Origin of the sequence: Nonomuraea cypriaca (genome assembly GCF_015645445.1) — a bacterium.
GTDB lineage: Bacteria > Actinomycetota > Actinomycetes > Streptosporangiales > Streptosporangiaceae > Nonomuraea > Nonomuraea cypriaca.
Genome location: NZ_JADOGI010000064.1, coordinates 19,399 through 32,455, shown reverse-complemented (window position 1 = coordinate 32,455; position 13,057 = coordinate 19,399). Strand labels below are relative to the sequence as shown.

The 13,057-nt window shown below is 70.2% G+C and carries 17 protein-coding genes; 10 read left to right on the top strand and 7 right to left on the bottom strand.

Annotation, left to right across the window (positions count from 1 at the left end; genetic code table 11):
• Positions 1 to 88: 88 nt before the first annotated feature.
• Positions 89 to 694 carry a TetR/AcrR family transcriptional regulator gene (locus ITP53_RS21965; RefSeq protein WP_195897300.1) on the bottom strand — a complete coding sequence of 202 codons (606 nt, stop codon included), beginning with the start codon at positions 692 to 694 and terminating at the stop codon, positions 89 to 91.
• A 98-nt stretch (positions 695 to 792) separates the two neighbouring features.
• On the opposite strand from ITP53_RS21965, the gene ITP53_RS21960 reads away from it, so the two are divergent.
• The gene (locus ITP53_RS21960) at positions 793 to 1,659 is read left to right on the top strand and encodes an oxidoreductase (protein ID WP_236051065.1); all 867 of its coding nucleotides are present in this window, start codon (positions 793 to 795) and stop codon (positions 1,657 to 1,659) included.
• 188 nt (positions 1,660 to 1,847) lie between these two features.
• On the opposite strand, the gene ITP53_RS21955 is transcribed toward ITP53_RS21960, so the two are convergent.
• Complete coding sequence (locus ITP53_RS21955) at positions 1,848 to 2,690, bottom strand: SDR family oxidoreductase (RefSeq protein WP_195897298.1); 843 nt, start codon at positions 2,688 to 2,690, stop codon at positions 1,848 to 1,850.
• A gap of 80 nt (positions 2,691 to 2,770) precedes the next feature.
• On the opposite strand from ITP53_RS21955, the gene ITP53_RS21950 reads away from it, so the two are divergent.
• The 3 genes from ITP53_RS21950 to ITP53_RS21940 all read left to right on the top strand — a co-directional run bounded on the left by ITP53_RS21950 (position 2,771) and on the right by ITP53_RS21940 (position 5,485).
• On the top strand, positions 2,771 to 3,712 hold the full coding sequence (locus ITP53_RS21950; protein ID WP_195897297.1) for an AraC family transcriptional regulator: 942 nt from the start codon (positions 2,771 to 2,773) through the stop codon (positions 3,710 to 3,712).
• 121 nt (positions 3,713 to 3,833) lie between these two features.
• Positions 3,834 to 4,535: a TetR/AcrR family transcriptional regulator gene (locus tag ITP53_RS60395; RefSeq protein WP_328815329.1), complete on the top strand. Its 702-nt coding sequence runs from the start codon at positions 3,834 to 3,836 to the stop codon at positions 4,533 to 4,535.
• Between the two features lie 191 nt (positions 4,536 to 4,726).
• Positions 4,727 to 5,485, top strand: coding sequence for a class I SAM-dependent methyltransferase (locus ITP53_RS21940; RefSeq protein ID WP_195897296.1), 759 nt, complete (start codon positions 4,727 to 4,729; stop codon positions 5,483 to 5,485).
• Positions 5,486 to 5,747: 262 nt separating this feature from the next.
• Here the strand turns inward: ITP53_RS21940 and ITP53_RS21935 are convergent, their stop codons facing one another.
• The 4 genes from ITP53_RS21935 to ITP53_RS21920 all read right to left on the bottom strand — a co-directional run bounded on the left by ITP53_RS21935 (position 5,748) and on the right by ITP53_RS21920 (position 8,445).
• Positions 5,748 to 6,293 carry an SDR family NAD(P)-dependent oxidoreductase gene (locus tag ITP53_RS21935; protein ID WP_195897295.1) on the bottom strand — a complete coding sequence of 182 codons (546 nt, stop codon included), beginning with the start codon at positions 6,291 to 6,293 and terminating at the stop codon, positions 5,748 to 5,750.
• Positions 6,294 to 6,328: 35 nt separating this feature from the next.
• A complete protein-coding gene (locus tag ITP53_RS21930; protein ID WP_195897294.1) occupies positions 6,329 to 7,459 on the bottom strand; it encodes a PQQ-dependent sugar dehydrogenase in 1,131 nt (376 codons plus the stop codon).
• A gap of 70 nt (positions 7,460 to 7,529) precedes the next feature.
• Positions 7,530 to 7,727, bottom strand: a complete 198-nt coding sequence (locus ITP53_RS21925; protein WP_195897293.1) for a hypothetical protein — start codon at positions 7,725 to 7,727, stop codon at positions 7,530 to 7,532.
• Positions 7,711 to 8,445, bottom strand: coding sequence for an SDR family oxidoreductase (locus ITP53_RS21920; RefSeq protein ID WP_195897292.1), 735 nt, complete (start codon positions 8,443 to 8,445; stop codon positions 7,711 to 7,713). Before ITP53_RS21920 ends, ITP53_RS21925 begins: the two co-directional genes overlap by 17 nt.
• Before the next feature lie 116 nt (positions 8,446 to 8,561).
• Here ITP53_RS21920 and ITP53_RS21915 point away from each other — a divergent pair, with 116 nt between their 5' ends.
• From ITP53_RS21915 to ITP53_RS59360, 6 genes are all read left to right on the top strand, one after another.
• On the top strand, positions 8,562 to 9,257 hold the full coding sequence (locus ITP53_RS21915; protein WP_207756258.1) for a TetR/AcrR family transcriptional regulator: 696 nt from the start codon (positions 8,562 to 8,564) through the stop codon (positions 9,255 to 9,257).
• A gap of 99 nt (positions 9,258 to 9,356) precedes the next feature.
• A complete protein-coding gene (locus ITP53_RS21910) occupies positions 9,357 to 9,881 on the top strand; it encodes an RNA polymerase sigma factor (protein ID WP_195897291.1) in 525 nt (174 codons plus the stop codon).
• On the top strand, positions 9,878 to 10,360 hold the full coding sequence (locus ITP53_RS21905) for a hypothetical protein (protein WP_195897290.1): 483 nt from the start codon (positions 9,878 to 9,880) through the stop codon (positions 10,358 to 10,360). Before ITP53_RS21910 ends, ITP53_RS21905 begins: the two co-directional genes overlap by 4 nt.
• Entirely contained in the window at positions 10,357 to 11,052 is a 696-nt protein-coding gene (locus ITP53_RS21900) for an ABC transporter ATP-binding protein (RefSeq protein WP_195897289.1), read from the top strand. The genes ITP53_RS21905 and ITP53_RS21900 overlap by 4 nt, the downstream gene beginning before the upstream one ends.
• On the top strand, positions 11,049 to 11,693 hold the full coding sequence (locus ITP53_RS21895) for an ABC transporter permease subunit (RefSeq protein ID WP_195897288.1): 645 nt from the start codon (positions 11,049 to 11,051) through the stop codon (positions 11,691 to 11,693). Before ITP53_RS21900 ends, ITP53_RS21895 begins: the two co-directional genes overlap by 4 nt.
• Complete coding sequence (locus ITP53_RS59360; RefSeq protein ID WP_268961099.1) at positions 11,690 to 11,818, top strand: hypothetical protein; 129 nt, start codon at positions 11,690 to 11,692, stop codon at positions 11,816 to 11,818. The genes ITP53_RS21895 and ITP53_RS59360 overlap by 4 nt, the downstream gene beginning before the upstream one ends.
• A 518-nt stretch (positions 11,819 to 12,336) precedes the next feature.
• Here the strand turns inward: ITP53_RS59360 and ITP53_RS21890 are convergent.
• The gene (locus ITP53_RS21890) at positions 12,337 to 13,032 is read right to left on the bottom strand and encodes a GntR family transcriptional regulator (RefSeq protein ID WP_195897287.1); all 696 of its coding nucleotides are present in this window, start codon (positions 13,030 to 13,032) and stop codon (positions 12,337 to 12,339) included.
• Positions 13,033 to 13,057: the final 25 nt, after the last annotated feature.

Sequence of the window (13,057 nt, the reverse complement as noted above, 5' to 3'; positions counted from 1 at the left end):
GTCGACCGTCTCCTCGACTCCCTCTTCGGAGGCACGCACGGTGAGCAGGCCCTCCGATCGGTGGAGCATTCGGCCGGAGAACGGGCCCCTACGGGAGCGGGCGGGCGCCGCGCACGAACTGTTCGACCGCGGTCTCCACGAGTCCGTCGAGCAGTTCTGGTTTGACGATGTTGCCGTTGATGATCGAGGCGATGCCCTGGAGGGTCGCGAACAGGACGATCCCGATCCGCTCGGGGTCGCCCGCCTGGAGCGCACCCTGCTCCTGTCCCTGCGTGATCAGCTCGTTCATCAGCCCGAACGGGGCTTCGGCCGCCTTGACGATCCGCGTCGCATCCGGCCGGTGCTTGCTGGTGTACATCAGTTCGAGGAGCGCGGCGTTACCGGTGGCGAAGCGGGTGTAGGCCGTCATGGTGGCTCGCACGCGCGATGGGAAGTCTTCGTCCGCGGCCGCCAAGGCGGTGCGCAGCGTTGTGTCCAGCCGGGCGAACCCGGCCACGGCGAGCGCGTCGAGCAGCGCCTGACGGTCCGCGAAATGCCGGCGCGGCGCGGCGTGGCTGACGCCGGCCTCCCTGGCCAGATCGCGCAGCGACAGCTGGTCCGCGCCGCGCTCCCGCAGGCCGCGCTCGGCCGCGTCGAGCAGTGCGGCCCGGAGGTTTCCGTGATGGTAGGGCCGCTCTTCGGTCGCGTCTGGCATGGGGCCCAGGATAGCAGGCTATGTTTCCGTTGACTACTTTGTTTCCAGCGACTACTTTGTAGCTCATGACAACATTCTCTGCTTCGGACGTTCCCTCCATGACGGGTCGCACGGTCGTCGTCACCGGCGCGAACAGCGGGATCGGCCGCGCGGCTGCCCGCGCCCTCGCCGCCAGGGATGCGCGTGTCGTATTCGCCGTGCGCGACCTCGAGAAAGGGCGCGAGGCCGCCGCCGCGACAACCGGCCACATCGAGGTCCGGCAGCTCGACCTCGCCGACCTCTCCTCGGTACGCGCATTCGCCGAGGACTTCACCGAGCCCGTCGACGTGCTGATCAACAATGCGGGCGTCATGATCCCGCCGCTCTCCCGCACGGCCGACGGCTTCGAGCTGCAGTTCGGCACCAACCACCTGGGGCACTTCGCGCTCACGAACCTGCTCCTGCCGCGGATCCGGGAACGGGTCGTCACCGTCTCGTCCAACGGTCACAAGGTGGGCTCGATCGACTTCGACGATCTCAACTGGGAGCGCAAGCCGTACCGGGCGATGGCAGCGTACGCGCAGTCCAAACTCGCCAATCTGCTGTTCACCTCAGCACTGCAGCGACGGCTCGCCCAGGTCGGCTCACCGCTGATCGCAACCGCCGCGCACCCCGGCATGGCGGCCACGAACCTGCTGAAGTTCGACGGTCGGCGACGCGTGCGCCACCTCGTACAGAAGGCGGCGGCCGGCCTTTTCGCGCAGGGCGACGACGACGGCGCTCTGCCGACGCTGTACGCGGCCGTGGCGAGAATTCCGGGCGACAGTTACGCGGGCCCGAGCGGCTTCCTGGAGGGGCGCGGCTCGCCGAAGCTGGTCGGCCGCTCGGCGAAGGCGCGGGACGCCGAGGTGGCACACCGCCTGTGGGAGGTCTCCGAAGAGCTGACTGGAGTCGTCTTCCCCCGGCGCCCCCTCCAAACCGCCTGATCGCCTTTGACGCGGGTGTCGGGATGCTCGGGGTCGAGTGGCAGGTAGGCCCCGCCCGCTCGGAGTATTCCGAGCATTCCTGCGATCATCGCTGCCGATAGGGGGACCGGCACTCCCCCGCCGCCTGCCGGGTGAGGGCCGAGGACGCCGACGTGTGCTTCGGCGGCCGGGAACGAGCGGTCGGCGAGCTACCGCCAACCGCCTGCGGTAGCGGTGGACTCGGCGAATTCGGCGAAGGTCCGCGGCAGGCGACCAAGGGCACGCTGCACGCCGTCGGAGACGTACTCGTCCGTACCCTCCCTGAGTGGCTCAATGACGTCGGCGAAGGCCTCGGCGTCCGCGGGCGGCAGTCCTTGCTGAACGAGTTCCGCGACGTAGTCCTCGACGGAGAGCGGCACGTAGCGGATGTCGCGGCCGGTGACCTCGGAGATCGTGGCGACCGCCTCGGTCAACGTCACCGCCCGGGGTCCGGACAACTCATAGATCTCGCCCGCGTGCCGGTCCTCGGTCAGCGCGGCGACCACCACCGCGGCGATGTCCTCCGCATCGACGAAGCTGGCAGCCCCATCGCCGGCGGGCAGCCGCAGCTCACCGGCGCGGATGGCATCGGCGAAGAAGCCCTCGCTGAAGTTCTGCGCGAACCAGCCCGGCCTGCTGATCGTCCACTCCAGAGAACTCTCCCGCACGGCGGCCTCGCTGTCGACGATGCCCTCCAAGATGCCGCCGCTGTCCTTCGCGTAGTCCGGATCGTCGATCCCGCGCCCCGAGGCCAGCACGATCCGCCGCACCCCATGGCGCACCGCCCGCTCGATGAACGGGCGAACAAGCTTCGTGCCGTCCAGCTGCACGATGTAGACGGACCGCACGCCCTCCAGAGCGGCATCCCAGGTGCCGCGGTCGGTCCAGTCGAAGGCGTGCTCGCCGTTCCTGGCCGCCGCGCGAACCGGCAGCCCCTTGGTCCGCAGTTGGCTGACGACACGGCGGCCAGACTTACCGGTCGCCCCGGTGACAAGAATTGGATGTTCAGGCATGACCCCAGCCAACCGGCCAGCGCCGAGACGATCCATGGCTGGGAAGCTCTACTTGATGTCTAGGCGTCTACACTGAGGGCATGGACGTCGTGTCGGAGCTGTTGGCAGAGGTACGGGCGCGCGGCGCCGTCTTCCGGCAGACGATCATGCGACCGCCCTGGGCGCTGCGGATGGCCAGTGGCGCCCCGCTGACGCTGGCCACGATGCTGCGCGGCCGGGCCTGGATCGTTCCCGACCAGGACGAACCGGTGCCCATCGACGTAGGCGACATCGCCGTCATCCGCGGCGACGCGCCCTACACGGTGGCCGACGACCCCGCGACCACACCCTCGCTGGTGGTGACCAGCGCCGACTACTGCCCGGGGGCCGAGGGCGTCGAGCACGCCTCCGCGCCCGCCCGGACCTGCGGAACGCCGGCCGACGGGGCCGCCGTGCTGGTCAGCGGGGCTTTCGAGCGCCGGGGAGAGCTCAGCGAACGACTGCTACAGGCCCTGCCCGCCGTGCTGGTGGTGCCGTCCGAGGGCAGCCCCTGCCCATCGGTGGAGACGGTGGCCGAGGAGGTCGCCCGAGACCGGCCGGGACAGCAGCTGGTGCTGGACCGGCTGCTGGACCTGATGCTGGTCTCCGCGCTGCGCAACTGGTTCGACAACCCCGACGCCAATCCCCCGGCCTGGTGCCGCGCACTGGACGACCCGGTCGTGGGCACCGCGCTGCGGCTGCTGCACGACGCACCCGCCTGCCCGTGGACGGTGGCGGACCTGGCGGCCAAGGTGGGAGTGTCGCGGGCGGCGCTCGCCCGGCGGTTCACCGCGCTGGTCGGCCAACCACCGATGTCCTACCTCACGGACTGGCGGATCGCCCTGGCCGCGGACCTGCTGCGCGAGACCGACCATACGGTGGGCACGATCGCAAGGAAGGTGGGCTACGCCAACGCCTTCGCGCTGAGCGTGGCGTTCAAGCGGCTACGCGGCACCCGGCCCAGTGATCATCGGAGCCCGGAACCAGCATGGCGGGCCGGATGAGGCCCGCTGCCCCGTCCAACGATCGCCGGCGATGATGACGTCGTACATCACTGGCACCTCCTTCGGGTACGCGACTGTATCTAACGGGGGACGCCGTAAGTCACCGCGATAAGATACGCAAGTGGATCGCAAGCATGAGCGGATCGCGGGTGAGCGCGGTGCGATCGGGGCGCAGGCGGCGGAACGTCGTACCGATGGCGGCACGACCCGTGACAGCGGCGCGTCCCGTCGACGCGGCGCCGAACTCGAGGACGCGATCCTCGACGCCGCGTGGGACGTGCTGGTCGAGCACGGATACCACGGCTTCACCTTCGAAGCGGTCGCCGCCCGCGCCGGCACGAGTCGTCCTGTGCTCTACCGGCGCTGGCCACAGCGCGACGACCTGCTGCTGGCCACTCTCACCAAGTTCTGGCAGCCGATCGCGGTGCCCGACACCGGCAGCCTCCGCGATGACGCGATCGGTTTCCTGCACAACGCCGACGCTGACCGCGCAGGCATGATCACGTTGATGAGCGTGCAACTGGTGGGCTACTTCCGCGACACCGGCACCAGCCTCAGCGAGCTACGCGACACCCTCCTCGCCCCGGGCCAGGCGACCCCCTTCGAGATGATCACCGCCCGCGCGGTCGAGCGCGGCGAGCTGCCCGACGTGCCGCGCTCGTCCCGCGTGGTGAACCTGCCGTTGGACCTGTTGCGCCACGACATGCTCATGACGATGCGCGCGGTGTCGCACGAGTCGATCGTCGAGATCGTGGACAAGGCGTGGCTGCCGCTGCTGGGGGTGCCTGGGACCCCGTCCGCGTCGTCGGCCCCACCGGCCTGACCCTCGCCTGCGACCTGACCCGCCGGGTGTCGCCGTCCGCCTCGTCAAGCGGGCCGGGCATGTCGACTGGCATTCGGCCCGGCCGCCATGCCCGACTTGCGGCATGACGCGACACTGCATATCGTGCCGATGTATCAGGTCGATATATCGGATCGACGGTTTGCCGTCGCCCGGCTGACGCGGGAGCTGCGATGAGGCGAATCGACTACGACACGGAGCAGTACCAGGACTACGCGCGCGGCCGTGCGCTTACCGAGCAGCAGCTGCAGACATGGATCAGTGCCTTCGCAGCGGTGCTGCCCGAGCGGCGTCCGCTGGCGGGGCTGGACGTCGGCTCAGGGACCGGCAGGTTCACCCCCGCGCTGGCGCGAACGTTCGGGCCGGTCACTGGCGTCGAGCCATCGGTCCGCATGCGCGAGATCGCGCAGGCGCAGTCCCCGCCGCCCGGCGCGCGGTATCTGGCAGGCTCCGCCGAGGACATGCCGGTGCCGTCTGGCAGCGCCGACTACGCTCTCATGTTCTTGTCCTGGCACCACGTCCAGGACAAGCCGCGGGCGGCCCGGGAGCTGGCCAGGGTGCTCAGGCCCGGCGGGCGGCTGCTACTGCGCGCCAATTTCAGCGACCATCATCCCAGGCCGTGGTGGCTGGAGCACTTCCCCCGCGGCTTCGAGGTGGACGCCTCGCTGTTTCAGCCGCTGCACGAGGTCATCGCGATGTTCACGTCGGACGGCTGGCGCGTTGCCGGCTTCGGCACGGTTACCGAGCCGTCCTCCGGCACCCGCGGTGACATGCTCGAACGGCTGCGCCTGCGGACCCTTTCGTTCTTCGCTCACCTCAGTCCCGACGAGCTGGAGGCCGGCTTCCGCAGCCTGGAGCAGGTTGTCGCCGCAGATCCCGGCGCACCAGCGCCTGTGTTTTCTGAGCCGCTGCTCACGCTCGAACGGCGCTGAGGATACCCGCGCGGGTGGCCGGCTGTGAATGTGTGAACCCAAGGAGCCCCTGAACAAGGAATCCCTGTTCAGGGGCTTCTCAGTGAAGGACCGACGAGGGGATCGAACCCCTGACCCGCTGTTCCGCGGCTGGACGATCATCTGGGATCTACCGCGGTAAAGGGGCCTGGGGCCAGCGGGCGTCACATCGGAGCGATAGGCGGTCAGGAGTCCAAGGCCGGAGTACCGGGCCGGCTTTCGGTGTGCCGCCGTCGCCGCGGGGTCAGCAGGTCGCCGAACCCCATGCGCCGGACGAAGCTCTCGCGCGTGTCCCGAGCGACGTCGTTGACCGCCTCGACGCCGCGTACGGGCCGAGGAAGGGCGGCGTGGTGACGATGATGGTGCTGCCGACGTACAGCAGAGTGCCGCCGCCGCGGGTGCGCAGATGAGGCATGGCCGCCCGATTCACCCGGTGGGCGCCGATGACGTTGACGTCGAAGAGGTGGGCGACGTCCTCGGCGGTGAACGCCTCGGTGTATCCGACGTAGAGGTGTCCCGCGTTCTGTATCACGACGTCCAGGTCGCCGCCGTCTCGCAGGATGGTGGCAACGGCCGCGTCGGCTGATTCCTGCGAGGTGACGTCGAGTTGGACGACGCGCAGGGTCCCGCCGTGCCGTGCGGCGACGTCGAGCAGTTCTTGGCGGTGTACGTCGTCTTGTCCGTACGGCTCCCGCATGCTGGCCCACACGGTGTGCCCGGCCCGGGTGAGTGCCTGGGCGGTGAGGTTGCCGATGCCGGTGGCGGCTCCGGTGATGAGGACGGTGGACATGGCGGTTCTCCCTTCGAGGGAATTTTTGTGGCAGGTCAGGAGGCGGGGCGGACGAGGTCGACGCGCAGGATCCGATCGTCGCCAGGGCGGGCGGCGGTGCCGCCCCACGTTGCGCCGTCGGTGTTGGAGGTCGTGATCCACAAAGAGCCGTCGGGTGCCGGCTCCACCGTGCGGATCCGTCCGTAGCGCTGGATGAAGTAGGCGACGGGGTCGCCGTCCGCCCGGGGTCCGTTGACGGGCAGGCGCCAGAGCCGCTGTCCGCCGAGCGCGCCCATCCAGACGGCCCCGCCTGCGATGGCGATGCCGGACGGCGAGGCGTCGTCGGGGTGAACGGTGAAGAGAGGGCGTTCGCCGTGCGAGCCCTTTTGCCCTTCGGACTCGGGCCATCCGTAGTCGCGTCCCGGCCGCAGGACGTTCAGTTCGTCCCAGGTCCGGTGACCGAGTTCGGATGCGTAGGCGGTGCCGTCGGGGCCGAACGCGATGCCCTGCACGTTGCGATGGCCGCTGGAGTAGACGGCGGTTCCCGAGGGGTTGTCCGGCGGTACGGATCCGTCGGGGCGAATCCGCAGGATCTTGCCGTTCAGTGACTCGTCGTCGGCCGCGTTCTCGGGAGAGAAGGCGTCGCCGGTGCCGATCCAGAGGTTGCCGTCCGGCCCGAAGCGCAGGCGCCCGCCGTGATGGCGGTCGGCGGTTTCGATGCCTTCGAGGACCACCCGGTCCTGGCGCAGGGAGCGCAGGTCGGGCGCGAGGCGCAGCGCCACGACGCGGTTGGTGGGCGAGGCCGACACGTAGGCGTAGACGGTGCGGTCCCTGTCGAAAGACGGTGAGGCGGCCAGCCCGAGGAGGCCGCCCTCGGCGCTCACCTCGACTCCCGGAACCGTGCCGATCGGCGCGGGATTCCGGCCCTGCCGGATGTGCAGGATCCGTGCCGACGACCGCTCGGACACCAGGGCGGAGCCGTCCGGGAGAAACGCCAGGCCCCAGGGCATGGCCAGACCGCGGGCGATCTCGGTGACCTCTCCGGGGACCAGGCCACGCGTGACCCGCGCCGTGATGTTCTGAGACGCGCCGGGCTCCGGTGTCGTGCAGCCGGGCAGCGAGACCAGTGCGCAGAGGAGAGTGGCGACGGCGCTGAGGCGGCCGCCAGTACGTGGGATGAGGAGCATGACTGATCCGTCCTTCATGTCGGTCAGGCGAGGCGAGCGGGGGACGGCGCGCCGTGCCCCGCTCGGGCCGCTACGTGGCGAACCGGTGCTGCAGGCCCAGGGCTGTGCTGGCGTAGGCGGCTGCCGCCACCACGGCCGCGATGGCGGTGAAGGCCACGAACCGGCCGGCGGCGGGCCGATCTACGGCGGGGTGTGCTGCGGTGCTGGTACGAGCGTCCATGGAGGTCCCTTCCAGATAGTCGAGTACGGAGTCAGGCGGCGCCGCCATTGGCGAACACGATCTGGCCGTTGACCCAACGGCCGGGGCCGGCCAGGAAGGCGATGACCTCCGCGATGTCCTGCGGGGTGCCCAGCCGGTTCATCGGGCTCATGCCGGCGATCCGGTCGATGACCTGCTGTGACTTGCCCTCGAAGAACAGCTCCGTGGCGGTGGGGCCCGGCGCCACCGCGTTGACCGTGACGTCGCGGTCGCCCAGTTCCTTGGCGAGGATCGGGACGAGGGCCTCCACCGCCCCCTTGGTCGCGGCATACGCGCCGTAGGCCGGGAGGTGGAATCGGGTGACGCTGGTGGAGAAGGCGACGATGGCGCCACCGGGCCGGATCCGGCGAGCGGCCTCCCTTGCCATGACGAACATGCCCCGCACGTTGATGCGCAGCTGCCGGTCCAGCTCGGCCAGGTCCAGCTCGCGGGTCGGCTGCAGCGCCATCACACCCGCCGCGTTGACCACGACGTCAACGGGGCCGAGCTGCTGCTCCACGGTGTCGAAGGCGGCGGCGATCGCGACCTCGTCGGCCACGTCGGCCTGCAGCGCGATTCCGCGGCCGCCGGCCGCCTCGATCTCAACGACGGCGGCGTCCGCCTCTTTGGCGTTGGACGCGTAGACGACGGCGACGTCCTGGCCTGCCTCCGCGAGCCTGGAGGCGACGGCGCGGCCGATTCCCCGCGAACCGCCGGTGACGATGGCGACGCGTGATGCGGTGTTCATGAAATCCTCCTCATTCAAGTGATAACACCTGAAAGTTAGCACTGTTTTCAAGCGATAACAAGGCAGTGTTAGCGGGAGAATTATCGGTTGTGGCGAACGCCTGTTAGCATCGATACATGTCAAGCATGGACAGGCGGGAAGCGATCCTCGACGCTGCGGCGGACCTGCTGGCGCGCGAGGGAAGGGACGCCGTCTCGACCAGGGCGGTCTGTAAGGCCGCCGGCGTGCAGGCGCCGATCCTGTACCGGCTGTTCGGTGACAAGCAGGGTCTGCTGGATGCCGTAGCCAGTCGAGGACTCATGTCGTACCTCGCCGAGAAGCGGGGCATAACACCCAGCGGCGACCCCGTGGAGGACTTGCGGCACGGTTGGGATCTGCATATCGGGTTCGGTCTCGCCGAGCCCGCTCTGTATTCGCTGATCTTCGGGAGCCCACGCCCAGGTGGCGAGCCAGAAGGGGCGAAGCAGGCCGCGGAGATCCTCGCCGGGCTGGTGCACCGTGTCGCGCTGGCGGGGCGGCTCCGCGTCCCGGAGCAGCGGGCGGCGCGCGTGATCCACTCGGCCGGTCGTGGCACCACGCTGGCCTTGATCACCTCACCCGAGGCGGAACGCGACATGGACGCCGCCCGGATCGTCCGCGAAGCGGTCATCCGCGCGGTCACCGATCCCGCACCGACCGGCTCCACGCGGACCGGGGACGACGTCGTGGCCGGCGCCATCACCCTGAAGGCCGCCCTCGGAGACCTGAAGGTCCTCAGCCCTTCAGAAAGCCGGCTGCTGGGCGACTGGCTCGATCGGATCATCGACGGCTGAGTGCGCCGGACATCGTGGTGACCATGCTCCATAGGTGATCCGGGAACCGTGAACCTTCTTGGCTTCTCGCCCGACTGTGCAGGATGACGGGAGGACGAGATGACCGATGAGCTGCTGGTGGTGCGTGCTCAACTGGGCGAGCACGCGGCGCTGGCCGAGTTGCTGGCTCGGTGGCGGATGCCGGTGTGGATCTATGTGCGCCGCATGCTGGATGCCGACCGGGCCGACGACGTGACGCAGGAGATCTGGCTGTCCGTGGTCCGGGGCCTTCCCCGGCTGAGGGACCCGGGCCGGTTCGCGCCGTGGCTGTTCACGATCGCCCGGCGGTCGGTCGCCGACCGGCTGCGCGGCGAGTACGCACAGGCCGGGGAAACGTCGGGAGCCGGCGACATGGTCGTCGACGACCCGGCCGAGGCCATGGTGGATCGCGCCGCTCTGGTGAGCGTGCTGTCAGGTCTGCCGGTGCTGGAGCGGGAGATCCTCGTCCTGTTCTACCTGGAGGACCTGCCGGTGGAGGAATGCGCGGACATCTGCCAGATCCCGGCAGGAACGGTCAAGTCCCGGCTCAACCGCGCCCGTCGTCTGCTGCGTGAGCACCTGGAGGAGAAGGGATACAGGCCATGACGGACGAGCCGCGCCTGTCGGCGCAGGACATGATCGAGCGGCTGGGGCCGGTGCTGTCACGGAGAACCCGGATCCGGGCGGTGACGGCGCTGCTGGCCGGCGTCGCCGGCGCGGTGTTCGTGGGCACGTTGTGGTGGTCGGAGCCCGGCCCGCTGCCCGGCCGCACCCACCTGGCGTTCGCGTTGTTCACCATGTTCTGCCTGACCTGGGCCGGATACGGCGGGTGGCTGGTGACGCGCCGGGTCGCGCTGTTCGCCACCGATCGGGTGATCGCCGCCTGGATCGGCCTGGCCGCCTCGCTGGCCACCACGGCGGTCATCATCGTCGTCGCCGTGCAGCGCGGCACCAGTGTGGGGCTCGCTCTGGTGGTCGGGGGCCTGTTCGTCGCGGTGGCGCTCGTGCTGGCGGTGCGCGCCCATGCCCGGCGGGCGGCGCTGCTGCGCCGCATGCACGAGCTCAGCGGCCGGGAGGAGCGGTGAGCGCGCTGGAGACCAGTGAGCTGAGCAAGCGTTACCGACAGCGGTGGGCGCTGCGCCAGGCGACCATCGCGGTGCCCGCCGGAGCCAGGGCCGCGCTGGTCGGCCCGAACGGGGCAGGCAAGTCCACGCTGCTGAACCTGGTATCAGGCCTGCTGACGCCCACCACAGGCCGGGTGGAGGTCTTCGGCCGGCCGCTGGAGACGGCCGCGGTCGCGTTCGTCGCCCAGGACAAACCGCTGTATCGCCGGTGGAGCGTCGCCGACCTGCTGCGCTTCGGCGCCGCCACCAACCCTCGCTGGGATCGCGCGGCCGCGCAGTCCCTGCTGTCCGGGCACGACATCGGCCCGCGCGAGCGGGTGGACCGATTGTCCGGCGGCCAGCGCACGCTGGTCGCACTCGCGCTGGCCGTCGGCAAGCGCGCCGACCTGGTGGTGCTGGACGAGCCGCTGGCCGAGCTCGATCCGCTGGCCCGCCTCCAGGTGATGAGCGTGGTGCGCGATCTGGAGGCCACCGTGCTGCTGTCCTCCCACATCCTGGCCGATCTGGCCGAGGTGTGCGATCACCTGATCCTGCTTGGCGGCGGCCGGGTCCGGCTGTGCGGCAGCTTCGCCGACCTGCTGAGCAGCCACTCCGGCACCGATCTGGAGGACCTCGTGCTGCATTACCTGCGCAACCCGGAGGCGGTCCGATGAGTGGGCTGCTGTGGGTGGCCTGGCGCGGGCAGCGTGCCCAGGCCGCCGCCATCGCCGCGCTGCTCCTGCTGTACGGCGCCGCCGCCGCGGTCGAGCGACTGGAGCCGGACCTGACCGGACTCACCTTCCAGCTGGCGGGACTCCTGGCCGGTGCGATCTGCCTGATCTGGGGCGCTCCACTCATCGCCCGGGAGTTCGAGGCCGGTACGTACAAGCTCGCCTGGACCCAGAGCCTGTCCCGGGGCCGCTGGCTGATCGCCGTCCTCGCCGTGGCGGGGGCCGGTGCCTTGACCGCGAGCGCCGTCCTAGCTGCGGTGCTGACCTGGTCCCTGCCGGACACCGGGGGTGATCCGATGGCTTGGCCGTACTACGAAAGCCACGGCCCGGTCCCCCATGGCAGGACGCTCTTGGCACTGGCACTCGGCGTCGCACTCGGCGCGGTCACCCGGCACACCCGCATCGCCATGCCACTGTCAGTGCTCCTGGTCGGTGCCGGCCAATTCGCGGGCCGAGCCCTGCGCGAGCGATTCGACCTGCCCTTCTGGACCACGCAGTGGACCGAAACGGCCGTCTACCTGGCGCTCGCCCTCGCCCTGACCGGGATCGCCTACCTGGCGATCCGACACCGAACCCAGCCATGAAGGGCATCACGATGGCCCACAACCCGACATTCATCCGCCGCCGGCTCGGCACGACGGTCCTGGTCGGAGTGACCGTGCTCGTCGCCGCGATACTCCTCGCCGGTGTGATCACGCTGCTGAGCTGAAACGCCTCCGTGGAGAGCCGGCACGCTTCGCACGGAGTACTGACCCCGGAGAAAATGGGTTAGCGGTCGCGTGCGCTCCCCGACCGGCCGAGTCTCCGGTACCTGAAGCTCGAGGCGAAACGCCGCCTCTCCGCCGGGGAGTTCGCAACGCTGGACCAGGCCCAGCCGGCCATCGCCCGCGAGCACGGGCTGTCGAGCTGGACCGCGCTCAAGGAACACCTCGAGGGTCCGGCGAGCCACGCCCTCACGCAGGTGCGGCGGATCATGTCCCGCTTCGCCGCGGCCGGCACCCCGGAATGGACACCTTCCGGCGAGGAGGAACTGCGCCGGCGGCGACCGAGGCCGACCCGCCGGCTCCGGACACTCCGCGTCGCTGATCGTCAGACCGGGGCTCGTCAGTCCGGGCAGCGGCCAGACCTGGGTCGTCCTCACCAACCGGCAGGTCCTGGTCGAACTCGTCAACGAGCGCCTGGCCCTCCCGATCGCCTGAGCAACCCGCGCGGAGTGCGGGCGCCGCGTCAGAATCCTTCCCTCTGGTTGTCGTGGGAGCGGGAGGTCAGGCCGGCGGCGGTCAGAGTGAGGTGCTTGGCCAGTACTTCGGCCGCGGTGCCGGCGTCGCGGGCCAGGGCCGCCTCCTCCAGGCGGCGGTGTTCGGCGGCGCCGTCGCGGCCGGGTGCGCGGTGGGCCGACCAGCGGCGGGCCAGTTCGCTGGCCGTCCACAGCCGGTCGAAGGTGTCCAGCAGCACAGGGTTGCCGCATCCCTCCAGCAGCGTCCGGTGGAAGACGCGGTGGGCTTCGGACCAGGCGCTGCTGTAGTACTCGCCGTCCTCCGGCACGTACACCGGGGTGCGGACCAGCCGGTGGTGGGCCGCGCGAACCCGTGCCTCCCAGTCGACGTCGCCGCGCTCGATCGCCAGGCGCAGCACGACCGGTTCGATCGTGCGGCGTGCCTCGGCGATCTCCTGCCAGCGTCGATCGGAGAAGTCCGGGACGGCGAAGCCGCGGTTGGGCAGCCGCACCGCGATGCCCTCGCCGACCAGCCGTACCAGGGCCTCGCGGACCACCGCCAGGCTGACCTCGTGCTGCTGGGCAAGCTCCTGCGGCTTGAGTGCCTGGCTCGGAACGTACTCGCCCCTCATGATCGCTTCCCGGAGCCGGGCGTGAACACGCTCGGAGAGCATCTGCTTCGTCGATGTGTCGGCCGTCTGCGTCATGCCTCCAGCATAGACGATCCACGAC